This window comes from Idiomarina ramblicola (assembly GCF_003987255.1).
Lineage (GTDB): Bacteria > Pseudomonadota > Gammaproteobacteria > Enterobacterales > Alteromonadaceae > Idiomarina > Idiomarina ramblicola.
This window is the reverse complement of record NZ_PIQC01000005.1, coordinates 178,133-202,525: the sequence shown is the minus strand read 5'-3', so window position 1 is coordinate 202,525 and position 24,393 is coordinate 178,133. Positions and strand designations below refer to the sequence as shown.

General features: G+C 45.8%; 26 protein-coding genes. 6 read left to right on the top strand and 20 right to left on the bottom strand.

Annotated features, from left to right (window positions below; translation table 11 throughout):
* The first annotated feature begins 5 nt into the window (after positions 1–5).
* The 6 genes from rbfA to CWI78_RS08375 all read left to right on the top strand — a co-directional run bounded on the left by rbfA (position 6) and on the right by CWI78_RS08375 (position 6,156).
* Positions 6–392, top strand: coding sequence for a 30S ribosome-binding factor RbfA (gene rbfA / locus CWI78_RS08400; protein WP_054487065.1), 387 nt, complete (start codon positions 6–8; stop codon positions 390–392).
* Complete coding sequence (gene truB / locus CWI78_RS08395) at positions 392–1,324, top strand: tRNA pseudouridine(55) synthase TruB (RefSeq protein ID WP_126782098.1); 933 nt, start codon at positions 392–394, stop codon at positions 1,322–1,324. The genes rbfA and truB overlap by 1 nt, the downstream gene beginning before the upstream one ends.
* A gap of 96 nt (positions 1,325–1,420) precedes the next feature.
* Complete coding sequence (rpsO, locus tag CWI78_RS08390; RefSeq protein WP_126782096.1) at positions 1,421–1,690, top strand: 30S ribosomal protein S15; 270 nt, start codon at positions 1,421–1,423, stop codon at positions 1,688–1,690.
* Between the two features lie 179 nt (positions 1,691–1,869).
* Positions 1,870–4,020: a polyribonucleotide nucleotidyltransferase gene (gene pnp / locus CWI78_RS08385; RefSeq protein ID WP_126782094.1), complete on the top strand. Its 2,151-nt coding sequence runs from the start codon at positions 1,870–1,872 to the stop codon at positions 4,018–4,020.
* Between the two features lie 124 nt (positions 4,021–4,144).
* Positions 4,145–5,032: a lipoprotein NlpI gene (nlpI, locus tag CWI78_RS08380; protein ID WP_126782093.1), complete on the top strand. Its 888-nt coding sequence runs from the start codon at positions 4,145–4,147 to the stop codon at positions 5,030–5,032.
* Positions 5,033–5,043: 11 nt separating this feature from the next.
* On the top strand, positions 5,044–6,156 hold the full coding sequence (locus CWI78_RS08375) for a M48 family metalloprotease (protein ID WP_126782091.1): 1,113 nt from the start codon (positions 5,044–5,046) through the stop codon (positions 6,154–6,156).
* A gap of 16 nt (positions 6,157–6,172) precedes the next feature.
* Here the strand turns inward: CWI78_RS08375 and CWI78_RS08370 are convergent, their stop codons facing one another.
* From CWI78_RS08370 to CWI78_RS08275, 20 genes are all read right to left on the bottom strand, one after another.
* Positions 6,173–6,565: an MAPEG family protein gene (locus CWI78_RS08370; RefSeq protein WP_126782089.1), complete on the bottom strand. Its 393-nt coding sequence runs from the start codon at positions 6,563–6,565 to the stop codon at positions 6,173–6,175.
* Positions 6,566–6,581: 16 nt separating this feature from the next.
* Positions 6,582–7,550 carry a lipoyl synthase gene (gene lipA, locus CWI78_RS08365; RefSeq protein ID WP_126782087.1) on the bottom strand — a complete coding sequence of 323 codons (969 nt, stop codon included), beginning with the start codon at positions 7,548–7,550 and terminating at the stop codon, positions 6,582–6,584.
* Complete coding sequence (gene lipB, locus CWI78_RS08360; protein ID WP_126782085.1) at positions 7,534–8,199, bottom strand: lipoyl(octanoyl) transferase LipB; 666 nt, start codon at positions 8,197–8,199, stop codon at positions 7,534–7,536. Before lipB ends, lipA begins: the two co-directional genes overlap by 17 nt.
* A gap of 44 nt (positions 8,200–8,243) precedes the next feature.
* The gene (ybeD, locus tag CWI78_RS08355) at positions 8,244–8,510 is read right to left on the bottom strand and encodes a DUF493 family protein YbeD (protein ID WP_126782083.1); all 267 of its coding nucleotides are present in this window, start codon (positions 8,508–8,510) and stop codon (positions 8,244–8,246) included.
* A gap of 12 nt (positions 8,511–8,522) precedes the next feature.
* Complete coding sequence (locus CWI78_RS08350; protein ID WP_126782081.1) at positions 8,523–9,680, bottom strand: D-alanyl-D-alanine carboxypeptidase family protein; 1,158 nt, start codon at positions 9,678–9,680, stop codon at positions 8,523–8,525.
* Between the two features lie 62 nt (positions 9,681–9,742).
* Entirely contained in the window at positions 9,743–10,567 is an 825-nt protein-coding gene (locus tag CWI78_RS08345; RefSeq protein ID WP_126782079.1) for a septal ring lytic transglycosylase RlpA family protein, read from the bottom strand.
* Entirely contained in the window at positions 10,554–11,525 is a 972-nt protein-coding gene (gene mltB / locus CWI78_RS08340; protein ID WP_126782077.1) for a lytic murein transglycosylase B, read from the bottom strand. Before mltB ends, CWI78_RS08345 begins: the two co-directional genes overlap by 14 nt.
* A 14-nt stretch (positions 11,526–11,539) precedes the next feature.
* Complete coding sequence (gene rodA, locus CWI78_RS08335; protein ID WP_126782075.1) at positions 11,540–12,658, bottom strand: rod shape-determining protein RodA; 1,119 nt, start codon at positions 12,656–12,658, stop codon at positions 11,540–11,542.
* Positions 12,645–14,540, bottom strand: coding sequence for a penicillin-binding protein 2 (gene mrdA / locus CWI78_RS08330; RefSeq protein ID WP_126782073.1), 1,896 nt, complete (start codon positions 14,538–14,540; stop codon positions 12,645–12,647). The genes rodA and mrdA overlap by 14 nt, the downstream gene beginning before the upstream one ends.
* An 8-nt stretch (positions 14,541–14,548) precedes the next feature.
* Complete coding sequence (gene rlmH, locus CWI78_RS08325; RefSeq protein WP_126782071.1) at positions 14,549–15,019, bottom strand: 23S rRNA (pseudouridine(1915)-N(3))-methyltransferase RlmH; 471 nt, start codon at positions 15,017–15,019, stop codon at positions 14,549–14,551.
* A gap of 3 nt (positions 15,020–15,022) precedes the next feature.
* A complete protein-coding gene (gene rsfS / locus CWI78_RS08320) occupies positions 15,023–15,340 on the bottom strand; it encodes a ribosome silencing factor (RefSeq protein WP_126782069.1) in 318 nt (105 codons plus the stop codon).
* A gap of 63 nt (positions 15,341–15,403) precedes the next feature.
* Entirely contained in the window at positions 15,404–16,033 is a 630-nt protein-coding gene (gene nadD, locus CWI78_RS08315; RefSeq protein ID WP_126782067.1) for a nicotinate-nucleotide adenylyltransferase, read from the bottom strand.
* Positions 16,030–17,124 (bottom strand): DNA polymerase III subunit delta, encoded by a 1,095-nt coding sequence (gene holA, locus CWI78_RS08310; RefSeq protein ID WP_244213102.1) that lies wholly within the window; start codon positions 17,122–17,124, stop codon positions 16,030–16,032. The genes nadD and holA overlap by 4 nt, the downstream gene beginning before the upstream one ends.
* A complete protein-coding gene (locus tag CWI78_RS08305; protein ID WP_126782065.1) occupies positions 17,125–17,610 on the bottom strand; it encodes an LPS-assembly lipoprotein LptE in 486 nt (161 codons plus the stop codon).
* 3 nt (positions 17,611–17,613) lie between these two features.
* Positions 17,614–20,190, bottom strand: coding sequence for a leucine--tRNA ligase (leuS, locus tag CWI78_RS08300; protein ID WP_126782063.1), 2,577 nt, complete (start codon positions 20,188–20,190; stop codon positions 17,614–17,616).
* A gap of 35 nt (positions 20,191–20,225) precedes the next feature.
* Positions 20,226–20,423: a hypothetical protein gene (locus CWI78_RS08295; RefSeq protein ID WP_126782061.1), complete on the bottom strand. Its 198-nt coding sequence runs from the start codon at positions 20,421–20,423 to the stop codon at positions 20,226–20,228.
* An 89-nt stretch (positions 20,424–20,512) separates the two neighbouring features.
* The gene (gene lnt, locus CWI78_RS08290) at positions 20,513–22,024 is read right to left on the bottom strand and encodes an apolipoprotein N-acyltransferase (protein WP_126782059.1); all 1,512 of its coding nucleotides are present in this window, start codon (positions 22,022–22,024) and stop codon (positions 20,513–20,515) included.
* Complete coding sequence (corC, locus tag CWI78_RS08285) at positions 22,024–22,911, bottom strand: CNNM family magnesium/cobalt transport protein CorC (protein ID WP_126782057.1); 888 nt, start codon at positions 22,909–22,911, stop codon at positions 22,024–22,026. Before corC ends, lnt begins: the two co-directional genes overlap by 1 nt.
* Positions 22,908–23,399, bottom strand: coding sequence for an rRNA maturation RNase YbeY (gene ybeY / locus CWI78_RS08280; RefSeq protein WP_126782055.1), 492 nt, complete (start codon positions 23,397–23,399; stop codon positions 22,908–22,910). Before ybeY ends, corC begins: the two co-directional genes overlap by 4 nt.
* Positions 23,399–24,388, bottom strand: a complete 990-nt coding sequence (locus CWI78_RS08275; RefSeq protein ID WP_126782053.1) for a PhoH family protein — start codon at positions 24,386–24,388, stop codon at positions 23,399–23,401. The genes ybeY and CWI78_RS08275 overlap by 1 nt, the downstream gene beginning before the upstream one ends.
* Between the last annotated feature and the right edge of the window lie 5 nt (positions 24,389–24,393).

Sequence of the window (24,393 nt, the reverse complement as noted above, 5' to 3'; positions counted from 1 at the left end):
AATTTATGGCTCAAGAGTTTAGCCGTACCGAAAGGGTACGGCATCAACTACAACGAGAAATAGCAATGATCCTGCAACGCGAGATAAAAGATCCTCGCGTTAGTATGGTCACTGTATCCGATGTGGAAGTTTCTCGTGACTTAGCTTATGCCAAGGTGTTCGTTACCTTTTTCCAGGATGACCCTGAGCAAGTAAAACAGGCGTTAAAAGTACTGAATGAAGCCTCGGGCTTTATTCGTTCTTTACTGGGTAAACGTATTAAGGCGCGCATTGTTCCGCAACTTAAATTCCAGCACGATGCCTCGTTAAACGAGGGAATTCGTATGGGTAAATTGGTTGCTGAAGCGCGCGAACGGGATAAGAAAAGCAGCGAAAACAGCGGAGACGATTAATGTCTAAAGCTCGTCTACGCAAAGGCCGTGCTGTCACGGGCGTAGTGTTACTGAATAAACCGCAGGGCATGAGTTCAAACCATGCCCTGCAACGTGTTAAGCGCCTGTATAATGCCCAAAAAGCAGGCCACACCGGAGCTTTAGACCCACTGGCTACCGGGATTCTGCCAGTCTGCCTAGGCGAAGCGACTAAATTTTCACAATATTTGCTCGATGCGGATAAAGCTTATCGCGTTGAAGCCTTGCTGGGTGTCAGAACCACCACCAGTGATGCTGAAGGTGAAATTGTTGAAGAAAAGCCTGTGTCGGTTGAAGCCAATACCATTACCGATGCAATAAAAGAGTTTATCGGTGAGCAAGAACAATCTCCTTCTCTTTATTCAGCCTTAAAGCACGAAGGCCGTCCATTATACTACTATGCGCGGCGAGGTATTGAGGTACCGAAGAAAATACGAAAAATTACGATTCATTCAATTGACCTGGTAGATATTCAGGACAATAAAGTGACGTTACAAGTCAGTTGCAGCAAGGGTACTTACATTCGTACCCTAGTGGATGATTTAGGGCAATTATTAGGCTGTGGAGCGCATGTGTCTAGCTTGCACCGTAATGCGGTGGCAGACATCGATGAAGAAGCTATGGTCACTCCAGAACAACTGGAAGCGGCAGCAGAGCAGGGCTATGAAACTCTGGATCAACTGCTGCAACCAGCCGACCTGTTATTAGGTGAGTTGCCTCAGGTTACGGTGACACAACAGCAAACGCGCGACTTTTTACATGGTCAGCCTCTTCCACTACCTTCTGACGGTGCGAGTGAGGCGGATGAATGGCGAGTGATTAATGATAAGTCTCAGTTTCTGGGCGTCGGGCGCGTAAAAAATGCGGAATTATGGCCACGTCGGGTTATTGCATTAGAGTATGCGGATTTATAGTTGTTTTTATGGTGGCCGGCGAGTATAATCGCCGCCTTCATATCGATGCTGAATTAGTGATTGGCGTCGATCATTTTGACAAAACTAGGAGTTATAATGTCACTAACTGTTGAACAGAAAGCTGAAATCGTAAAAGAATTTGGTCAAGGCGAGAACGATACCGGTTCTCCTGAAGTGCAGGTTGCGCTATTAACAAAGAACCTGGCTGAATTACAAGACCACTTTAAATCGCACAAAAAAGATCACCACTCGCGTCGTGGTCTGTTACGTATGGTTAGTCGCCGTCGTAAGCTTCTTGATTATCTGAAGCGTAAAGATGAAAAACGTTACGTAGCTGTTGTAGAACGTTTAGGCATTCGTCGCTAAGACATGCCGACTGAAAAGAATTAATTGAAAAGGGCCTTTTGGCCCTTTTTTTGTATTCTTTTTCGGCTTATGGGTCTTAATTTTGTCACGTTTCCCTTATACTATGCGGTGAAATAAATAAAGAGAGAAGACGAGTATCAATCCGGATACTCTATATTTTGAAGGTAAAGGAAAGCAACGTGAATCCAATAACTAAACAATTTCAGTACGGTCAGCATACAGTCACATTAGAAACTGGCGTAATAGCACGTCAGGCGACTGCTTCTGTACTAGCCAGCATTGATGACACAACAGTTTTAGTCACTGTGGTCGCGAAAAAAGAAGCACGCGAAGGGCAAAACTTTTTTCCATTAACGGTTAACTACCAAGAGAAAACCTACGCAGCTGGTAAAATTCCAGGTGGCTTCTTTAAACGGGAAGGCCGCCCAAGCGAAAACGAAACACTGACTTGTCGTTTAATCGACCGTCCAATTCGCCCATTATTCCCTGATGGTTTCATGAACGAAGTGCAAGTTGTTGCCACTGTCGTTTCTGTAAACCCTCAAATTAATCCTGACATTGTGGCCTTAATTGGTACTTCAGCAGCGCTGTCTATTTCCGGTGTTCCTTTCGCAGGTCCTATCGGCGCAGCTCGTGTTGGTGTCGTGAACGATGAATACGTATTAAACCCAACAGCCGATGAGTTAGAAAACTCGAAACTGGACCTCGTCGTTGCCGGTACGGATAAAGCAGTCTTAATGGTTGAATCAGAAGCTGAATTGCTGTCTGAAGACCAAATGCTTGGTGCCGTTATGTATGGTCACGAAGCGATGCAGGACGTTATTAAAGCCATTACTGAATTTACCGCTGAAGCGGGTAAAGAGAAGTGGGACTGGCAGGCACCTGCAAAAGATGAAAGCTTACAGACTAAAGTTCGTGAGTTGGCAGAGCAAGGTATTGGCGAAGCCTACCGCACTACTGATAAAGCAGAGCGTAAAGGCAAGCTTGACCAGGTTAAAGACCAGATGGTCGAGAAACTGACTGCTGAAGATGAAAATGTCGATTTAGAAGAAGCCGGCAAAATCTTCCACGATCTGGAAAGTGACATTGTACGTAGCCGTATTATCGCTGGCGAAAAACGTATCGATGGCCGTGACCCGGACATGGTTCGTGCTATTAGCGTGGCGACTGGTGTATTACCGCGTACCCACGGTTCATCACTGTTTACCCGTGGTGAAACTCAGGCGCTGGTAACGGCGACTTTAGGTACCGATCGTGATGCTCAGATGATTGACGAGCTGACCGGTATGAACACGAATCGCTTTATGTTGCATTATAATTTCCCTCCATACTGTGTCGGTGAAACGGGCATGGTGGGTTCGCCAAAACGTCGTGAAATTGGTCATGGTCGTTTGGCCAAACGTGGTATCCAGGCAGTTATGCCTAGCCACGATGAATTCCCTTACACCATTCGTGTGGTTTCAGAAATTACTGAATCGAACGGTTCAAGTTCAATGGCCTCAGTTTGTGGTTCTTCATTGGCGTTAATGGACGCTGGTGTGCCAATTAAGTCTTCTGTAGCGGGTATCGCTATGGGCTTGGTTAAAGAAGGCGACAAGCACGTTGTTCTTTCCGATATCCTTGGTGATGAAGATCACTTAGGCGATATGGACTTTAAAGTAGCCGGTAACACCGATGGTATTACTGCGTTGCAAATGGACATTAAAATTGACGGCATTACTCGCGACATCATGGAAAGTGCTTTAGCGCAGGCTAAATCAGCTCGCTTGCACATTCTGAAAGTGATGGACGAAGCTATTGGCGGTCACCGTGAAGAACTGTCTACTTATGCACCTCGCTTTACCACTATCAAAATTGATCAGGACAAGATCAAAGACGTTATCGGTAAAGGCGGAGCGGTCATTCGAGAGTTGACAGAGTCAACTAATACCAACATTGAAATTGGTGATGACGGTACAATCAAAGTTGCCGCTAGTGACCAGGCTGATGCTGACGCTGCTATTGAAAAAATCAAACAGCTAACGGCTAACGTTGAAGTTGGTAAGATTTACCAGGGTAAAGTAGCGCGTATCGTAGACTTCGGCGCCTTTGTTACTGTTCTGCCAGGTAAAGACGGCTTAGTTCACATTTCTCAAATTGCAGAAGAACGTGTTAACGACGTAAATGAATACCTGAAAGTTGGTGATGTTGTTCCGGTAAAAGTACTGGAAATTGACCGTCAGGGCCGCGTACGTTTAAGCATGAAAGAAGCTGCTGAGAAAAAAGAAGAACCAGCAACTGAAGCGCCGGCAGAGCCAGCAGCTGAAGAAGAAAACAAAAGCGAAGAATAATCGTAAAGATTTTCTCAGCTTTGTTAAAAACCCCGTGTAAACGGGGTTTTTTTATGTCTGGCTTTTGCCTGTTTGGCTTCGAGTGTGCTGTAATAGAGCTATAGGTTAATTCAAAGGAAACATTATGCAAGTGCGAACAAGTAGTGCATTCATTGGAGCTCTTTTGTTATTAGGAGCGGTGACGGGATGTGCTTCGCAAAATTCAGTTAATCAATTGCCTGACAATGTTGTACTTGCGGAACCCGAGCGCGCAGAGTTTCGTTATGAGATAGAACTTGCGCGTATTGCGCAGATGTTGGGAGAAGACTTAACCCAGGAGCAACAAGCTGAGCTTTATTATCGCCGAGGCGCTTTATACGATGCAGTCGGACTCAGAACTCTGGCAAGAATGGATTTCACTCGTGCTCTGGAGTACAACCCCAGGTTGGCAGATGCCTATAATTTTTTAGGTATTCAATACACACAGTTAGAAGAGTTCGACTACGCGTATGAAGCTTTTGATTCCGCAATTGAATTGGACCCGGAGCACCGGTACGCGTATTTGAATAGAGGAATAGCCGAGTATTACGACGCAAGAACTGAACTCTCTCAGGAAGATTTAGAGTTTCATTTAGAAAAAGAGCCGGAAGACCCTTATCGGGTTATTTGGTTATTTTTGGCAGAATATGAAAATGACCCTGAACAGGCACAGATGAGTTTGGACAAAAACGCCGCCAAGCTTGATAAAAGCGAATGGGGTTACCAAATTACCCAGCTGTATGCGGGCAAGCTTACTAAAGAAGCTTTTTTACAGCGTATGACCCGTAATTTGGATGATTCTGAAAAACTGACAGAGCGTTTATGTGAAGCTTACTTTTATCTGGGAAAGTATATGCAGATAAAGGGTGAGCAGCTGGAAGCTATGAATTATTTTAAATTGGCTTTAATGACAAATGTTTATGAGTTTGTTGAGCACCGCTATGCGTCAGTTGAGCTAACGCGTATTCGCGAAGCCATACTCAGTAATCAATAGAGAGCTAGCCGATGAAAGCACGGCTACTAATTTTGTTACTGTTGCTGGGAGTGAGTGGATGGTCGCATCAGGTTTACAATCAGCAACAGCAGTTAAGATGGCTCGCGCACCAAGGTAATGTCAAAGCACAATACCAGTTGGCAAATAGTCATTGGCAGCAGGATAACCGAACTGTTGCTCATTATTGGTGGCAACGCTCGGCAGAGCAGCAATACCTTCCGGCGATAGATAACCTAATTAGCGAGTTCCCGAAAGCGAACGATGAATGGCTTCGGTTGGCTGCCTCCGCAGGAGACTCGACGGCTCAACGGCAGGTGGCTAAAAACGAATTAGCGAGTAGAGATATTTCTGTAGACGAATGGCAACGTCGCTGGGAAGAGGCCACTGACCCCTGGTTACAGCAGCAAGTGGCTCTGCTAAGACGCTACCAAGCTGCTCGACAATGTGAAATGACTATCAAAGTTATTGCTGCCAACCAAGCCGAAAAAGAACGTTACCTCCACTTTCTATCGGCTGTTGAAAGTTCCCCTTTTGATAGTGAAAACTGGTGTATTAGTTTGAAATTAGATGACAGCTTGTCGTGCGTGACTCGTACTGAGCGCAACCGGGCTAACTGTCACTTTGATACGCAATTTGATAAGCAGGTTGTGCTGGCTGACAAAGGTATTGCAAGTGCGAACAACCGCACATTGATATTAACGCCTGATAGTTCTAAAGATGTTATTCAGCATGAATTAGGTCATTGGATGGGGTTTGCGGATGAGTATGAAATGTCAGAGCTTCTTGCCCGGGAGTTTTGTGATGGTCATTATAAGCATAAAAGCTTAAATATTATTGTGACAGAACAAGATCAACGCTATACGGCAGCTCAAGTGCAAGATATTTACCACCGTCTTCCCTGGAGAAGTGAGTTGAGCTCGTGGGACGAAATTGCAAGTCGTGAGAGTGACGGCTGGCGTTTAGGAAGCCCTGAAAACAAGGCTATAGGGCTTTTTAAGGCAGACACCTGCAACGCTATTAATGATAAACAAGCCTGGCGTCCAGTTAATGTCAGTACCGCAATGAAGCAACATGATACTGGTTTGTGGCCGGCGCTTTATTTGAAGTTATTAATTAACCCTTAAGAATGAGACTTTAGGGTTATACGGCAAGTGCAACCTGAGCCAAAATTAAGACTGGGCAGAGCGTTGCTAAAAACCAAATAAGGGAACGAAGCTTGTCATAGTTACTCAAGTAAGCGATATGATAAAGCACTCTTAGCACGATAAATGAGATACCCAGAAACTCAATTCGCTCGGTGACCTGAGACGTTGCTATGGCGGCTAAAATTGCTGCAGCAAAAAGTGGAAAGGCTTCATAGGCGTTGTAGTGACCGGCAACGGCCCGTGCTCCACGCCCAAGTAAGCGTTGCTGTTGAGCCCTGGGGTGTTTATTGTCGTAACCATTATCACGATTCTGAAAATAAACCACAGGAGCCTTAGCCAAAATTGGCAAGACTCCGGCAATCAATAAACACCACAGTAAAAGGCTCATGGTTACTCTTTCCTCATTATCGTACGGTTTCACCCGCTGCCTGTAGGTCAGCATGGTAAGAAGAACGTACTAATGGTCCGCTGGCAATATGGCTAAAGCCCATTTCAACGCCGGCAACACGCAGCTCTTCAAATTCATCCGGATGAACGTAGCGTGCAACCGGAATATGGTGGCGGCTAGGCTGTAAATACTGGCCGATAGTTAACATATCGACATCGTGTGCACGAAGATCTTTCATGACTTCCAGTATTTCTTCTTTGGTTTCGCCAAGGCCGACCATAAGCCCTGATTTAGTGCGGATATCAGGGCGAGCCTCTTTGTACTTTTGCAGCAAATCTAAAGACCACTGATAGTTAGCACCTGGCCGAGCGGCTTTATACAGCCGTGGCACGGTTTCAAGGTTGTGGTTAAATACATCAGGGGCTTCACCTTTAAGAATATCAAGTGCAACCTGCATACGACCACGAAAGTCAGGTACTAATACTTCTACCTGGATATTATTTTCGCTGTGCTTGCGAATGGCACGAATACAGTCAGCAAAATGCTGAGCTCCGCCATCACGTAAATCATCGCGATCAACTGAAGTAATAACCACATATTTTACTTTCATGTCGCGAATGGTTTCACCTAGCTTTTCTGCTTCCTCGGGGTCAGGTGGAAGAGGGCGACCATGGGCAACGTCGCAGAATGGGCAGCGGCGTGTGCAAATATCACCCAGAATCATAAAGCTGGCTGTGCCGTGATTAAAACATTCTGGCAAATTTGGACAGGATGCTTCCTCACAAACAGAGTGCAGGCCATGGCTGCGCATTGCTTGCTTAATTTCATCAATACGCTCAGTTGAAGAAGGCAACTTAACCTTCAACCACGACGGCTTACGCAACATCTGATCGCGTTCTGTGGGAATAATCTGTACTGGTATCAGTGCCATTTTATCGGCGTCACGCATTTTGACACCAGGTTCAACTCTAACTGGCTTTGACATAATCTTGAGCGAGTCCCGTTTGTTGAAGAATGTCGCTGTAGGAAAGCGAGCTAGTAAAGTGTTTTATCACTGCGTTAGCGGCTTCACTAAAGCTTTCAGGACCATTGAGATCCTTGGTTTGAATCATTTTTATGCCCGACAGACCGCAAGGGTTTATTCGGGAAAAGGGCTCCATGTCCATGTTGACGTTTAATGCCAATCCGTGGAACGAACAGCCTTTACGAATTCTCAGTCCCAGTGAACAGATTTTATCTGTATCGACATAGACACCGGGAGCATCGCGTCGGGCCTTTGCATCAATACCGTAATCAGAAAGTGTATCGATAACGGTGTTTTCGATATGATTAACTAATTGACGGACACCATAATTAAGGCGACGGATATTAAGAAGGAAATAGATAACGAGTTGACCAGGACCGTGGTAGGTCACTTGTCCGCCTCTGTCGACTTGAATAACCGGAATATCACCGGGGGCCAAAATATGCTCGGCTTTACCAGCCTGACCCTGAGTAAAAACAGGGTCATGCTCGACTACCCACAGTTCATCGGCAGTCTGTTCGTCGCGCTGGTCAGTGAATTGCTGCATAGCATGCCATACGGGTTCGTATGGCTGCCTGCCTAATTCACGAATAATTAAGGTATCGTTCATGCCGACATTATAACGTTTGTCAGCAACAACGGCTAGCCCTGCTGCTACAGAACGTAGCGAACATCCTCAATATCAGACAAAGAACGGTAGAGAATTTCGATGTGTTCCTGACTTTCGACACGCACAGCAACAGAAACCGAATGATAATTACCTTTGCTACTCGGTTTAACAGAGGGACTATAATCACCCGGGGCATGTTCTTGTAATACCTCTACTACTTGCTCCGGAAGGCTGTCACTGGCAACTCCCATCACTTTAAAAGTAAAGTGACAAGGGAAGTCGACCAGTTGGTCAAAGCGAGTCTTTTGCATCTATCTTAACCTTTATTCTTCAGTAAATTGTTGCTTAATATAATCCATGATTTTCTTGAAGAAGCCACCTTCTTCAACAGCCTGTAGCGTGACTAATGGGAACGATGCAACATCTTCGCCGTTTAGCTGGAGATAGACTGTTCCAACATGTTGTCCTTTCGAAAGAGGCGCTTGCAATTGCTGCTCAAGCTCGAAATTAGCTTTTAATTTATCACGTTGGCCTTTAGGCAAAGTAATAACCACATCTTCACTAATACCTAGCTCAACTTCGTCTAAATCACCACCCCAAATGCGGTGAGAAATAAAACTCTCTCCGGCGCCGTAGGCTTTGACTGTTTCGAAATAACGGAAACCGTAATTTAGCAGTTTTTTGCTTTCTACTTTTCGCGCTTGTTCGCTGTTTGTGCCCATGACAACGGCAATTAGACGAGTGCCGTCTTCGACAGCCGATGTCACCAGGCTATAGCCAGCCTCGTTAGTATGACCCGTTTTGATGCCGTCAACGTTTAAACTGCGATCCCAAAGTAGTGAGTTCCGGTTGTATTGCTTAATATTATTGAAGGTAAAAGACTTCTCTGCATACAGAGCATACTCTTCCGGAGTTTCTTCAATTAGAGCACTTGCTAACGTCGCCATATCACGAGCTGAGACATATTGCTCAGAGTCAGGTAAACCATGACTGTTAGCAAAATGGCTGCTGTCCATACCAATCTGCTCAGCATAGTTATTCATTAAATCGGCGAAAGCGTCCTCACTGCCGGCTATGTGTTCAGCCATAGCAACACACGCGTCGTTACCAGAAGAAATAATAATGCCGCGGTTTAAGTCCTCGACACTCACTTCCTTTCCAACTTCGATAAACATTTTGGATGATTCGGGGAAGTTTTTTGCCCAGGCATTTTCGCTAATAGTGACCTTATCCGTTGAGCTAATGCGTCCTGCCAACATTTCTTTACCAATGATATAGCTTGTCATCATTTTGGTCAGGCTGGCAGGCGGCAGACTTTCATCGGCATTGCCCTGGGCTAAAACTTTACCCGTAGTGTGATCGATAAGTATGTAAGCTTTAGCATTAACCGATGGCGCATTGGGAACCAATGACTGAGCGGCAAAACTGACTGAGCTGAATAGAAGGGTTACGACGGTAAAAAGGTGACAAATTTTTTTCATTGGAGTTATCTTTATCTTATCGGTCAAAAGGTGAAACATGTGCGTAAAGGAGCCAGATTATATCAGTTCTGAAGCTCCGCGTCAGGAGTATCAGCCTGACTTTGCGCCGCCTTTACGCGAAAAGCTTCAGGGTATCCAGACGATCGTATCTGTTCGAGTAAATCATGACTTTCGTCTTCGGAAACAGGCCCCAGCATTAATTTATGTAGACCGTGAGTTTGTTCAGTAGTTGCAATTTTTTGGAACTTGGGCGGTAAGTCGTGTTTTAACTGCGACAAACGGTTGATATTTGAAGAGGCCGCTACCTGAATATGGTATTTTGCCTGATGCACGTTGCTTGTTTCTTCGGTACGCATGGGCGTATTCAAATTAATGGCCTCAACTCTCACTGGCGCTGTGCCGCTATCGAGCATGTCCAATTTGTATGCGGCTGCAAATGAAAGGTCAATAATACGCTCAGGGTGAAACGGTCCGCGGTCATTGACTCGAACAATGACGCTATGGTCATTTCGTAAGTTTGTGACTTTGACATAAGTAGGCAAAGGCAAGCGAGTGTGAGCCGCTGACATACTATACATATCGTAATACTCACCGTTTGACGTAAGATGCCCATGAAACTTATTGCCGTACCATGAGGCGAATCCTTCCTCTACATATCCTGCAGCACTTTCCATAACGTCGTAATCATTGCCAAGAACCCGATAATCGCGATTTCCCTGTGGGCTAATTGGCTCGTGAACTGGAACGGCGCTGCGCAATTCCGACTCATTCGGCAAACGGGTCGGAGCGCTGTCGGTATGTTGGCTGTATCGGCCAGTTGGACTGCTTGAACAGCCGCTGAGCAAAACCAGGCTCAGTATAAAGGTGAATAAACTATTCCACTTCATTTCTGAGTTGCTCGCTGAACTGATAAACAGCCATTGCGTATAGTGGGCTATGGTTATATCGCGTAATGACATAGAAGTTGTTATAACCCAACCAATATTCATGGGCTTCTTCCGTTTCAAATTCGAACACCCGGACTTTTGTGCCTTCATCGACTGCGGCATGACTCGGAAGCTTATAGCCTTTACGTTTTATCTCAGAACGTTCAGTAGTTGGCTTCATCCCTTTACTAGCCAGAGATTTCCAGTCCTGTGAATCGGATAAAGGTTGCGCGACTGGTTGGCCCTGCTGCCATTTATGTTCGGCAAAGTAATTAGCGACACTGCCGATGGCATCGACCGGATTGGTTAAAATGTCTCTTTGTCCATCGCCATCAAAATCAACTGCATAATGGCGATAGCTGGATGAAATGAATTGTCCGAAGCCCATAGCTCCTGCATAAGAGCCTTTGGCTTCAGATACATTCCAACCTTCTTCTGAAGCTAATTGAAAGAACTCGCTAAGTTCAGAGCGGAAGAACTTTTGGCGGGGAGGGTAATGGAATCCTAAAGTGTAAAGTGAATCCAGTACGGAGTATTTACCCATATAATTGCCGTAAAAAGTTTCCACACCAATTATTGCGACAATGATTTGTGCCGGGACACCGTATTCGTCTTCTGCCCGTTGTAATGTCTCCCGGTGTTTTTGCCAAAATTCAATTCCGGCTTGAAGGCGCTTTTCAGTCAAAAATATGGGGTAATACTGATACCAAGGTTTTGCTTCCCAGGGACGTTGAATTGCCTCTAGAACGTCATCATTTTTTTGTGCTTGCTGCAGCCATTGACGAACTCTACTTTCGTCGAGTTGATGTTGTTTTACCTGTTGTTGAATAAACTCTTCAACTTCAGATGTTTGTTCTTGAGCGTTCGCATATAAGCTGGTAGTGGTGGCTAGCAAAGCTAGCCCAAATAAAGCGCGCATAAAGTTCCCCTGTGCTAACCATCTTTCATAACTAAGCGATGATGGGTGGCGATAGACATCAACATGCCAAAGCCTGCCATAAGTGTCACCATCGAGGTGCCACCATAACTAATCAGAGGCAATGGTACCCCAACCACAGGCAATAGTCCTGAAACCATACCAATATTTACAAACACATAGACAAAGAAGGTCAGAGTGAGTGAACCCGCTAATAACTTACTAAAGATATCCTGAGTTTGCAGCGCTATAACCAAGCCTCGCAAAATGACAAATCCGTACAATGCCAATAAAAGAACAACGCCGGTCAGACCAAACTCTTCACTAAAAACGGAAAAAATAAAGTCGGTGTGACGTTCGGGTAAAAACTCAAGTTGTGACTGGGTACCTTGTAACCAGCCTTTGCCGTCCAAACCACCCGAACCGATAGCAATCTTTGACTGAATAATGTGATAACCCGCACCAAGTGGATCGCGTTCAGGGTTTAAAAAGGTAAGAACTCGCTGACGTTGATAGTCATGCATAAGGTAGAACCAGAGAACAGGGGTAAAAGCTGCAACGCAAATACCGGCTGCCGTAACCAACTTCCAACTGAGACCGGCCAAAAAAATAACAAAAATTCCAGCGCAGGCAACTAACAGAGAGGTGCCTAAATCGGGTTGCCGTGCAATCAGTAATGTCGGAATAATGACCAGAACCAAAGCACCGAATAAGCGGTAAATTGATGGTGGAATAGGACGTTGATTCATATACCAGGCGAGCATAAGAGGCATGGCAAGCTTCATTATCTCAGATGGTTGAATTGTCATAGGGCCAATATCAAGCCAGCGTTGTGCGCCTTTACCCATTTCGCCGAAGACAAGTACGGCAACTAATAGGAGTACGCCAGCAATAAAAGCAGGGACAGCGAATCGTGAAAGGGCTCTCGGGGGAATTTGTGCGACAACAAAAAGAACCACAAAAGACAAACCGATGCGTACAGATTGTCGTTGCACGACGGCAATATCCTGGCCGGCAGCGCTAAAGATAACAAATAAGCTCACAACTGAAAGGATCATCAACGGAAGCAGTAATGGGCCATCTATATGCAGCTTTTTCAGTAGTGGATTTCGTTGGCGCTCTTCAGTTGTCAGCATTGATTTTTACCTGCTGTTTTTTTTCATTGTTAAATCGAGAATGCCAAAGGTCCAGCATTTTTCGTGCTACCGGCGCGGCAATACTACCGCCGCCACCTAATGAATTTTCAATAGCAATAACGGCCACGACTTTAGGCTCGTCTGCAGGAGCGTAACCGACATACATTGCATTATCACGGTAACGCTCGGCAATATCTTCAGCGTTGTACTCTTCCTCCTGCCCCAGGCTTCTTACCTGAGCGGTTCCTGTTTTCCCGGCAGAAGAATAAGGTGCGTCTTTAAAAGCGCTTTGTGCGGTTCCCTTTTGAGACATATTAACATTACGCATGCCTCGAGTGACGATATCCCAGTTATCACTGTTGGAGAGTGTTAATGGTTCACGATGAGTAATCAGGGACTCTTCGAATACACCATCCTGCATTTTACCGCGCAGCAGGCGGGGGACAAGGTGTTCACCTTTGTTCGCAACCATTGCAGTAGCAACAGCTAATTGCATAGGCGTTGCTGTCCAGTAACTTTGGCCAATTCCGACCGAAAGCGTTTCGCCAGCGTACCAGGGTTGACCAAAGCGGGCTCTTTTCCACCCACGTGAGGGCATCAAAGCGGAAACTTCCTCGTGAATATCAATACCGGTTTTTTCACCAAAGCCAAACCTGCCCATGAAACTTGAAATTTTATCTACCCCAAGTTTCAACGCTAAGTCGTAATAAAAGGTATCACAGCTTTCTGTAATTGCTGTTTCAACGTCAACCCAGCCGTGTCCCCATGCAAGCCAGTCTCGGTAACGCCTGTCGACACCTTTAATTTCAAACCAGCCCGGATCCCATATTCGGGTCTTTTCGGTAATAATTCCGTCCTCTAATCCGAGCAAGCCAATTTGCGGCTTAATTGTTGATGCCGGGGGGTAGGCGCCTTGGGTGGCGCGGTTAAGTAGCGGACTTTGTGTCGAGTTTAATAGTGACTGGTATTGCTTTACTGAAATACCATTAACGAACCAGTTTGGGTCATAGCTGGGCGTGCTTGCCATGGCCAGGACACCGCCAGTGGTGGCATCCATCAAAATAATTGATCCTCTTTGTTCGCCCAGTAATTCAGCGGCTTTTTTCTGCAGCTCAAGGTCAAGCTCTAAAACAATATCCTGTCCGGGTTCGGGCGCCTCTATACTCAGCGTTCTTACTGCTCGTCCGCGATTGTTGACCTCGACACTTTGATAACCGACTTCGCCGTGTAGATCTTTTTCGTAGTATTTCTCAATGCCGAGTTTGCCTATAGTGCGGCTGGCGGCATAGTTCGCTAACTCTCCGCTATCCCGTAGTCTATTGACATCACTACGGTTAATTTTGGCAACATAACCGACAGCATGAGTTAGTAGTTCTTTATGGGGATAGTTTCGTATCAGGCGCGCTTCAATGCTAACACCGGGGTACTTGTGTTGCTGTGCAGCGAAAATAGCAAGTTGTTGTTCATTGACATCATCAAGTAACGGTACATTATTAAAGCGCCGTTGATTTTTTAAGTTGCGGTAAAAACGTTCAATTGTCGAATCTGGAAAACCGAGTAATTGTTGCAGTTGGTTTAAGGTGCTCTCAAGGTCGTCGATTTCTTCAGGGGTAACATCCAGGCTGTAGATTGGGGTGTTTTCAGCTAAAAGGATGCCATTGCGATCGTAGATCAAGCCTCGGTTTGGAGCCAAAGGCAATAACTTAATCCGGTTATCGTTAGAGCGCGTCTGAAGCTCATTGTGCTCACTAACCTGTAAATGGTACATGTTCGACGCTAAAGCGACAAAAGCCGCTACAACAACCACCATCGCGACTAAGACGCGTCGGCCAAAAACGGCTGCTTCAGTATCATGATCACGTATATGGGTGCGGTGACGCATTATTATTTTTATTCTCTATGGTACGGGTGATTGTTATTTAGACTCCATGCCCGGTATAGGCTCTCAGCAGCGATTAATCGCACGACAGGATGGGGCAGAGTCAAATTAGACAATGACCAACGTTGTTCAGCAACAGCCAGACATTCGTTGGAGAGGCCTTCGGGCCCACCAATTAGCAGAGTGACATCTCTGCCATCCATTTGCCACTTTTCTAGTTGTTGAGCGAGCTTAGGCGTATCCCAAGCTTGGCCTGTGACCTCTAAAGTAACAATTCGGTTCCCTTTGGGTATTGCCTGCAACAATAATTTACCTTCTTGCTGCATAACGCGCTTTAAGTCAGCTTTGCGAGTTCGCTTCTGCGCAGCGATTTCATGTAAAACCAGTTTACAATCCGCCGGAAACCGTTTTTTATATTCGTTAAAGCCTTCAGTAACCCACGCGGGCATTTTCGTGCCAACGGCGAGTAATTGAATTTGCACTGACTAACCCCAGAGCTTTTCTAATTGATAGAAGTCGCGGATGCTGTCCTGCATAACGTGTAGAACGACATCACCGAGATCAACTAAAACCCATTCTGACTGTTCACCACCTTCGACACCGATGGGTGGTGTTCCGGCATGCTTGGCTTCTGTGGCGACATGTTCAGCAATGCTTCGTACATGCGTTTTTGAACTGCCAGAACAGATAACCATATAGTCAACAACGTCAGTTTTATCATGAACATCTAAAATTTGAACGTCACGACCTTTAAGGTCATCGATTTTATCAATGACAAATTCACGCAATTCTTCTGCCTGCAAAAGATTTTCTCCGATTTAAGAACTAAAACCCGAAGTTTAACAGAAATTAAGAAAAGTGTTCAGTCACAAATACAGCTGATGTTCTCTTATATAGTTATAAACACTGGTCGGTAATGGAAGATGAGGTTCTCGTTGTTGTAACCGTTCACGAAGTTCAGTCGCGGAAACATCGATCATGGGAGTTTGTGCAATATAAAGTAGCCCTGAATCTTGCTGCGCTAAGTTATTTTTATCTCTTGTCAAATGCGTTGAGATAAAATCCTCTAATTCTTGATCTTGAGGATTAAAAGGGACTCCGGCTCTTGGCATAACCACCAAATGGGCGTGCTTTGTCAGCTCTCGCCATTGATGCCAGCAATGGAAACTCATCAAAGAATCCATGCCCATGACAAAGAGGAGGATATCAGTCGGATAACGTGTTTTAAATTCACTTAGTGTATTGGCCGTATAAGAGCGCCTTTCTTGTTTTAATTCCCAGTCTTCCGCACTAAAAGCCGTGTTTTGTTGGCAAGCTATCTCGACCATTTCCAGTCGTTGTTTTGCACTGGCAACGGGTTGTGGTCGGTGCGGGGGCACTGCGCTTGGCATCAGCGATAAGCTTGAGATGTTAAGTTCGTCTACCAGCGCAGCGGCTGTTTCTAAATGACCGTTATGGATAGGGTCAAAGGTCCCACCGAAAATTGCACGCATCATAAGTGAACAAATTGTTCGTTTGGTTCAATACCGTGGTTTAGTTCAGAAAGTGCCTGACTGATTGCATCTGCATTACTGCAGCAAAGTAAGCTGAGTAGGTGCGTTGTCAATATAAGAGGGGACTCTCCACTATCCAGCTTCAGTGCGGCTTCTATTCTTTCAACAAGCCTTTGTGCATCGAGCAGGGTTTGTTGGTTTAATTGAGCGGCACGGCTGTGATAGCCCGGCTGCTGATTAGGCCAAATCATAAACTGTCGAAACAAGGCCGTAGTATCTGTTTTTGTCTGCTGAGATTTTTGTAGGGAACTTAGCAACTGAACTTCGCGTTGTAATATCCAAATCAGTCTATGAAAATCATTTTCCTCGTCCAGTAAACGATCCAGTCGATGTAATGCACCTTCAAAATCTTGCTGCTGGATGCTTTCCTGCAGTGCAAAAACACTAAAGCGACTGACATCATCAATCGAGTTTTTCAAGAAGTCTTCTGTAATGACACCGTCGTTTGTCAGCAGTTGCCATTTACTGAGCTCTTGATCTAAAGCTAACAAGTTTCCTTCAAACCAATCTGATAACTTTTCCGGAACACCGGCTGCCAGAGTGAGTTGATAGCGTTGCGCACGTTGGTGAATAAATGCGGGTAGTTGTGACTTGTCGGGGCTTTGTGTACGAACCAGCGGCCCGTGCTCGGCCAACGCTTTAAACCAGCGACTATTTTGGGTTTCCTTTTTAAGCCTGTCGCCAATAACAATCAGTACTTCGCTTTCAGCTTGGCTTTGCGCGTATTCCGTTAAAGCGACTGAACCTTCCCTGCCCGGCTTATTCTCTGGTAGTTCGAGCTCGATCAGGCGTAAATTACCAAATAAGCTCATTGACTGCTCACCTGATGACAGTTGTTGCCAGTCAAAATCCTTACTTTGCAGCCAGTGTACTCGTTCAAGATCGTCACTGGCTAAGTGTTTACGAATACTGGAAAGAGCATCGTTCCTGAGCAGCAGGTCGTCACCAAATACCAGCATAATTGGAGGAACCCCATTTTGTTGCAGGTAACTTTCGAGCTTTTCAGGATAAAGAGTTTGCATAATCTGAGTCATTTACTCCGACATTTCGGAGATAATTTGCTGCAGAATAAGGCGAGACGCTTCTGCTCTCATCTCATCTACCAGCATTTCACGCTCGCGAGTTTTCGCCAGCACAAAGTTTGGGTCGTCCTGATAGTCTCGGGCGACTTCTACTTTGCGGTCAAGCAAGAGTTGTTCATTTTCAAACAACTGATAGTTGACCTGATACAACAATTCGTACTCGGCGACTTGACCACTTTCGAACAAAGATAAGGTTCTTCGCTCCAGCTTGTCGGAAATAAGCCGGACTGTAATAAGCTGGCTGGTGTCAGAAACTTTGATACCCGAATGCGCAAAACGTTGCTGCATATGCTCACTCAACTCTTTGGACACCTGACTCTGTAATGAAACCGACTGAAGTGTCTCTGGTAGTTGATAATTCCCCCGCAACTGAAAGCCACAACCATTAAGGGTGGCTATCAGCAATAGAGTGAGTACTAGGTTTAAAGTGACGCGCATAGTTTATCCAACAACAATATTGAGAATTTTTCCGGGCACGTAGATTTTTTTACGAACTTCTTTGCCTTCAGTATGCTTTTGCACGGCTTCTTCATCAAAAGCAATTTGCTCAACCTGTTCTGCGGAAGCGTCGGCAGGCACGGTCAACTTAGCCCGAACTTTGCCATTAATTTGCACCACAATGAGTTTTTCGTCTTCAACTAACGCACTTTCATCAACGGTAGGCCAACCTGCGAAAGATAATGGTTCTTGATGTCCCAGCTCTTGCCACAATTGCTCGCAAATGTGTGGTGTAATTGGCGCCAGCATCCGCACAATAGCGTCAATGGATTCAGCCAATACCTGACGGTCAGACTCGCTTTTCAGCGGTGCTTTCTGCAGATGGTTAAGCAACTCCATAATAGCCGCTATGGCAGTATTAAAGTGCTGACGGCGTCCCATGTCATCGCTGACTTTAGCGATGGTTTTATGCAATTCGCGACGCAATTGCTTCTGATCTGCGTTCAGACTATGGCCCGAACAAGCGCCGCCAGCGTTAGTCAGATCATAAGTCAGTTTCCACAGTCTGCGTAAAAAGCGTTGTGCACCTTCAACACCTGAGTCTGACCATTCCAATGTCATCTCGGGGGGCGCGGCAAACATCATAAATAAACGTACGGTATCTGCACCATAACGTTCAACCATGGTTTGCGGGTCAATACCGTTATTCTTCGACTTTGACATTTTGCTCATGCCACCGATATTGACTGGGTTTCCGTCTTGTTTATGTTTGGCTCCGGCAATGGCGCCTTTGTCGTCACGTTCAATGTCGACATCAAGAGGCGAGACCCATTGCTTACCGCCTTTTTCATCTTCGCGGTAGTAGCTGTCCGCGAGTACCATACCCTGGCACAACAGGCGTTTGAATGGCTCGTCAGATTCAACTAAGCCAGTGTCTCGCAGTAATTTATGGAAAAAACGAGCGTACAGTAAATGCAAAATTGCATGTTCAATACCACCAATGTATTGATCGACGGGTAGCCAGTAGTTGGCTTTTTCCGGATCTAACATCGCATCATCGGTTTGTGCGCTGCAGTAACGCGCGTAGTACCATGATGACTCCATAAAGGTATCGAAGGTATCGGTCTCGTGTTCCGCAGGTTGACCGTTATATTCAGTTTTACGCCATTCAGGATCGGATTTTATCGGTGAGTTAACACCATCCATAACCACATCTTCTGGCAGCTTAACCGGTAACTGGTCTTCCGGAACGGGCACGGATTCGCCATTTTCCAAATTCAACATCGGAATAGGCGTGCCCCAATAGCGCTGACGCGAGACTCCCCAGTCGCGTAAGCGATAATTCACTTTACGCTCGCCAATACCTTGTTCTTTTAGCTCGGCTGCAATAGCGTCAAAGGCTTCTGCAGAGCTCATGCCGTTATAAGACTCTGAGTTAATAACGGTACCTTTTTCAGTAATGGCGGCTTTTTCAATATCACTGTCGCCAGTAATAGGCTCGATTACCGGACGAATTTCTAGTCGATATTTTGTTGCAAACTCCCAGTCGCGCTGGTCATGCGCGGGTACAGCCATAACGGCACCGGAGCCATAATCCATTAAAACAAAGTTAGCGACCCAAATAGGAATTTCTTCACCGGTCATAGGATGGATGGCTTTAATACCGGTGTCCATGCCCAGCTTTTCCATCGTAGCAATGTCAGCTTCAGCAACTTTGCTGTTTTTGCATTCTTCAATGAAGTTAGCCAGCTTCGGGTTGGTTTTTGCCGCTTCAATAGCTAAAGGATGTTGTGCCGCAACGCCCATATAGCTGACACCATACAAGGTGTCAGGACGGGTCGTATAAACGCTTAGGGTTTGCTCGGTCGAAGCAACTTTAAAGTCAATTTCAACACCTTCCGAGCGACCAATCCAATTACGCTGCATTGCTTTGACTTGTTCTGGCCAGCCATCAAGCTGCTCAAGATCGTCTAACAGTTCTTCAGCGTAGTCGGTAATCTTTATAAACCATTGAGGGATTTCTTTTTGCTCTACTTTGGCACCGGAACGCCAGCCGCGACCGTCAATAACCTGTTCATTAGCTAACACGGTTTGATCGACAGGGTCCCAGTTAACGGTTGCATTCTTTTTGTACACCAACCCTTTTTCATAGAGCTTGGTGAAGAACCATTGTTCCCAGCGATAGTAATCAGGCGAACACGTTGCCAGTTCACGATTCCAGTCGTAGCCGAAGCCCAGACTTTTTAGTTGCTCGCGCATGTAATCGATATTCTGGTATGTCCATTTGGCTGGTGCCGTTTTGTTTTGTATTGCAGCGTTTTCAGCAGGTAACCCAAACGCATCCCAGCCCATAGGTTGCATGACATTTTTTCCGAGCATACGTTGATGACGGCTAATGACATCACCTAAAGTATAGTTACGAACATGCCCCATATGCAGTTTCCCACTAGGGTAGGGGAACATGGACAGGCAGTAGAACTTGTCTTTGCCCGGCTGTTCTTTTGCCGTAAATACGTCTTGTTCCTGCCAGCGTTTTTGCATGGCAGATTCGATTTTGCTCGGATTGTATTGTTCTTGCATAATTCCTGCTGATTCCGTTTGAATTTAAGTATCGGTTAGCTAATTGCGTACCACATAAGAAGCATGATGATAATGCCGGCCAGACCAAAAAAAACGTTTTCAAAAACAGAGCGTTGTTTGACTTCGGCGGGCTCTGACTTGTTAATGGCGAACAGCATTAGCCAGGAGCTTAATCCAAGACCACCTGCAGCAATAAGCACAGCAAAAAGAATGGCATCAAATATATTTTCCATAGTGATATCCCTGTAGAAAAATGGAAAAGAACAGCAACAGATTAGTTCTGCTTAGCCTTTAATAGTGTACTGATTTTCACGGCCGATGACTATGTCTGAGCGCGTTTCTTAGCACGTTTTGTAGCGATTATCGGTAACAATCCAAACAGTGCCAGAATTATGGCGCCCCAGTTACCAATTTGATTAAATACAGTTGAGCCACTAACAGGGTAGACCTCAGCGGACAGTGCGGTCGCTTTAAACTGAGGCGCTAATGCAATGTAACGTCCATATTCATCAATAGCCGCAGTGACACCATTATTGGTTGCTCTCAACAGAGGTTTCCCCATTTCCATAGCGCGCATACGAGCTATCTGCATATGCTGCCAGGGACCGTGGGAATCCCCGAACCAAGTGTCATTACTGATGGTGACCAAATAGTCTGTATCGTCGTAGGTATTGCTGCGAACCTGTCCTGCAAAAGCTATTTCGTAACATATCGCCATGGCTAAATTGTTGCCATTAGCTTCGAGGTTAGGTTGCTGATATCCGCCTCGACTAAACGATGACATGGGCAAATTAAATAAAGGCGCCAGTGGGCGTATGAGGTCTTCGAAAGGAACAAACTCGCCAATAGGAAGCAATTGATGCTTTTGGTAACGGTTTGCATTGCCATAACTGTAGCTGTCATCATCCAGCACAATGACGGAATTATAAAAGTCGTCGTTTAGTCGGTCGTAGTCAATAATGCCGGTTATTAGCGCTGAATTATTGATACTTGCTGACTTCTCTACCGTATTGAGTACGTCGCTCGCATAAGGCTCAAGTGCAGTAATGGCAGACTCAGGCCAAATAACCAGGTCGTGATCAAATTGGGGACGAGTTAAATCCAGATAGCGCAAAATGTTTGGCCATTGTTGCTCTGCTTGCCATTTCAACGATTGCTGAATATTGCCTTGTACCAGTAGTACTGACATTGACTCCGCTTTTCTCTCAGTAGACTGTATTTGAGGGAATATTACGGCACAGGTTAGGAAAACCAGTGGAATCATCAACAACGCAGGCTTTTTAAGTCGCAGAGCAGAGACAACGGCTAGCGCGGTAAACCATAACGCCACGGTAATGCCGGTTTCTCCAATAACAGAGGCCAGCCCGCCAAAGACTCCATCGGTTTGGCTGTACCCAAGGCTGAGCCATGGGAAGCCGGTTAATAACCAACCCCGAAGTAACTCCGCGATAAGCCAGAAAAAGGGAAGACTAAAACGCCAGGCGAATTTACGATGTGACAGTTTTTGCCAACACCAAAACGCGATGGCCGGGAACAACGCTAAATAAGCAAAGAGAAGCACCAGAAGTAGCAGAGTTACCGCAAGCGGGACACCGCCATATTGGTCAATACTGACGTAAATCCAGCTTAACCCAGCCGCGAACCAGCCTAACCCAAACACGAAGCCTGCGCGAAACGCTCTTCTGGGCGCAAGCGGCCATATGAGCCTGACAACCAAGGGCAATATGATAAAGGGCAACCAATGCCAGTGGAAAGGCGAATAGGCCAGCGTCAGGAGAGCGCCACAAAACAGTAACAGCACAGAGCGAACAGCGCTTCCTGAAGGCTTCATCATTACTGTGTCGACTCCGGTGTGGCGTCTGTGTCAGAGTTTATGCTGACCTGTAGCTGTTGAATACGTCTTTTATCTGCGTTGGTCACTTTAAACGTCATATTGCCTAGTGTGACTTCTTCACCTGCCTGAGGTAAATGTCCAAAGCCGTGTGCAACCAGACCACCAACAGTATCGTGTTCTTCATCACTGAAGTTGGTGTTGAAGTACTGATTAAAATCTTCAATGGTTGTTAAGGCTTTAATTGAATATCGACTTGGGCTAAGGCGACGAATGTTCGTTTTCTCATCATCTCCCTGAGCGTCTGTTTCGTCCTCAATTTCGCCAACAATTTCTTCCAGAATGTCTTCAATAGTCACCAGACCGGAAACACCGCCATATTCATCGACCACAATAGCCATATGGTAGCGGTTGGAGCGAAACTCTTTGAGTAACACATCGACTCGTTTACTTTCAGGAACGATAACTGCGGGGCGCATAACCTTCTCAAGTGAAAAAGCCTCGTCAGTCATATTAAAGCCGTAGCTGAGTAGATCTTTTGCTAACAGAATACCTTCAACATGGTCTTTGTTGTCAGTAACAACCGGATAGCGACTGTGTTGCGAGTCGATAACGATAGGTAAGAATTCGTCAACGCCTTGATGGATATCGATAGTGACCATCTGCGAGCGTGGAATCATAATGTCGCGGACTTTGAGTTCAGCAACATCGAGTACGCCTTCGATCATCTCCCGGGTATCGTTGTCTATAAGGTCGCGATCTTCGGCGTCCTGAATTAAATCGACGAGTTCTTCTCTGCTTTTCGGCTCACCGGCAAATACTTGTAGCAGTTTTGCTGCCCAGGATTTTCCCGACGAGCCGTTGGCTGAGTGCGGGTTGTCGTCGCTCATTGAGTATTAAGCTCCATGTTGTCTGTTATTTGGTACGGGTCTGATAGTCCCAAACTCGCTAAGATGTTACGTTCAATTTGTTCCATTTCTTCTGCTTCGTTATCTTCAATATGATCGTAACCTAATAAATGGAGAGTACCGTGTATGACCATATGCGTCCAGTGGGCGATGGCTGACTTTTGTTGTTCTTCAGCCTCACGCTCGACAACCGTTTGACAGATAACCAGATCACCCAAAAGTGCCACGGGTAATTCTACCGGGCTGTTAAAAGGGAAAGATAAAACATTGGTTGCGTAGTCTTTTCCACGGAACTCATGATTTAATTGCTGAGCTTCTTCTGTCGCTACGACTCGCACAGTTAACTCTACCGCTTTTTCATTTTTCTGTAGGTAGTCTAAAGTCGCTACCACCCAAGCATGAATAGCTTCTTCGTCCGGGGCTTGGGTGATGCGGTCCGCTAATTGATAATCGAGTGTGAGATCAGCCATTAGCTTTTATCAAACTCTTCATAGGCCTGAACAATACGCTGTACCACAGGGTGACGCACGACATCACCGGCCTGGAAGAAAGTAAAGCTAATGTCAGGTACTTTATTCAGTACCTCAATCGCATGCCTTAAGCCCGAGCGTTGTCCCCGAGGCAAATCTACCTGGGTAATATCACCAGTAATAACTGCCCGTGAGTTGAAGCCGATACGAGTCAGAAACATCTTCATTTGCTCACAAGTGGTATTCTGGCTTTCATCTAAAATAATGAAAGCGTCGTTAAGCGTGCGACCGCGCATATATGCCAGAGGAGCCACTTCAATTACGTTACGTTCAATCAGTTTTTCAACTTTTTCAAAACCAAGCATTTCAAATAACGCATCGTAAAGAGGGCGCAGGTAAGGATCGACCTTTTGGGCTAAATCTCCCGGTAAGAACCCTAACTTTTCACCGGCTTCTACTGCTGGACGAGTTAAGAGGATACGACGCACTTCCTGACGTTCTAGAGCGTCCACTGCACAAGCGACTGCCAGGTAGGTTTTACCCGTTCCTGCAGGGCCGATACCAAAATTGACATCATGAGCGAGAATGGCGCGAACGTAACCGGCTTGGTTGTGATTGCGAGGCTTGATTAAACCGCGCTTCGTTTTAATATGCGTCATTTTCTCGGCTGCAGGATCGCCCTGGTTACCGCTCTGCTCGAGAACTTTGGCTTGTTGAATAGCAAGATGTACCTGTTCTGGTTCAATCTGACCTTTTTCGCCTTTTACCGTTGCGGTTTCAACGTATAAATCAAGCAATAGCTTATGTACAGCAGAAACGCTCGCAGCGTTACCGATCAACCGGAACTCATGGCCGCGATGCGTTATTTCTACGCCTAACCGGCGTTCTACATGCTTTAGATTTTCATCTAAAGGTCCGCAAAGATTGGAAAGCCGACGTGAATCCGTCGGCTCTAGCTCAAAATCAAGTGTCTGTGTTTGTGGACTCAATCGTT

Coding starts and splice junctions, on each gene's coding strand:
- rbfA (WP_054487065.1), top strand. CDS start 6: ATGGCTCAAGAGTTTAGCCGTACCGAAAGGGTACGGCATCAACTACAA.
- truB (WP_126782098.1), top strand. CDS start 392: ATGTCTAAAGCTCGTCTACGCAAAGGCCGTGCTGTCACGGGCGTAGTG.
- rpsO (WP_126782096.1), top strand. CDS start 1,421: ATGTCACTAACTGTTGAACAGAAAGCTGAAATCGTAAAAGAATTTGGT.
- nlpI (WP_126782093.1), top strand. CDS start 4,145: ATGCAAGTGCGAACAAGTAGTGCATTCATTGGAGCTCTTTTGTTATTA.
- CWI78_RS08375 (WP_126782091.1), top strand. CDS start 5,044: ATGAAAGCACGGCTACTAATTTTGTTACTGTTGCTGGGAGTGAGTGGA.
- CWI78_RS08370 (WP_126782089.1), bottom strand. CDS start 6,565: ATGAGCCTTTTACTGTGGTGTTTATTGATTGCCGGAGTCTTGCCAATT.
- lipA (WP_126782087.1), bottom strand. CDS start 7,550: ATGTCAAAGCCAGTTAGAGTTGAACCTGGTGTCAAAATGCGTGACGCC.
- lipB (WP_126782085.1), bottom strand. CDS start 8,199: ATGAACGATACCTTAATTATTCGTGAATTAGGCAGGCAGCCATACGAA.
- ybeD (WP_126782083.1), bottom strand. CDS start 8,510: ATGCAAAAGACTCGCTTTGACCAACTGGTCGACTTCCCTTGTCACTTT.
- CWI78_RS08350 (WP_126782081.1), bottom strand. CDS start 9,680: ATGAAAAAAATTTGTCACCTTTTTACCGTCGTAACCCTTCTATTCAGC.
- CWI78_RS08345 (WP_126782079.1), bottom strand. CDS start 10,567: ATGAAGTGGAATAGTTTATTCACCTTTATACTGAGCCTGGTTTTGCTC.
- mltB (WP_126782077.1), bottom strand. CDS start 11,525: ATGCGCGCTTTATTTGGGCTAGCTTTGCTAGCCACCACTACCAGCTTA.
- rodA (WP_126782075.1), bottom strand. CDS start 12,658: ATGCTGACAACTGAAGAGCGCCAACGAAATCCACTACTGAAAAAGCTG.
- mrdA (WP_126782073.1), bottom strand. CDS start 14,540: ATGCGTCACCGCACCCATATACGTGATCATGATACTGAAGCAGCCGTT.
- nadD (WP_126782067.1), bottom strand. CDS start 16,033: ATGATGCGTGCAATTTTCGGTGGGACCTTTGACCCTATCCATAACGGT.
- holA (WP_244213102.1), bottom strand. CDS start 17,124: ATGACTCAGATTATGCAAACTCTTTATCCTGAAAAGCTCGAAAGTTAC.
- CWI78_RS08305 (WP_126782065.1), bottom strand. CDS start 17,610: ATGCGCGTCACTTTAAACCTAGTACTCACTCTATTGCTGATAGCCACC.
- leuS (WP_126782063.1), bottom strand. CDS start 20,190: ATGCAAGAACAATACAATCCGAGCAAAATCGAATCTGCCATGCAAAAA.
- CWI78_RS08295 (WP_126782061.1), bottom strand. CDS start 20,423: ATGGAAAATATATTTGATGCCATTCTTTTTGCTGTGCTTATTGCTGCA.
- lnt (WP_126782059.1), bottom strand. CDS start 22,024: ATGATGAAGCCTTCAGGAAGCGCTGTTCGCTCTGTGCTGTTACTGTTT.
- corC (WP_126782057.1), bottom strand. CDS start 22,911: ATGAGCGACGACAACCCGCACTCAGCCAACGGCTCGTCGGGAAAATCC.
- ybeY (WP_126782055.1), bottom strand. CDS start 23,399: ATGGCTGATCTCACACTCGATTATCAATTAGCGGACCGCATCACCCAA.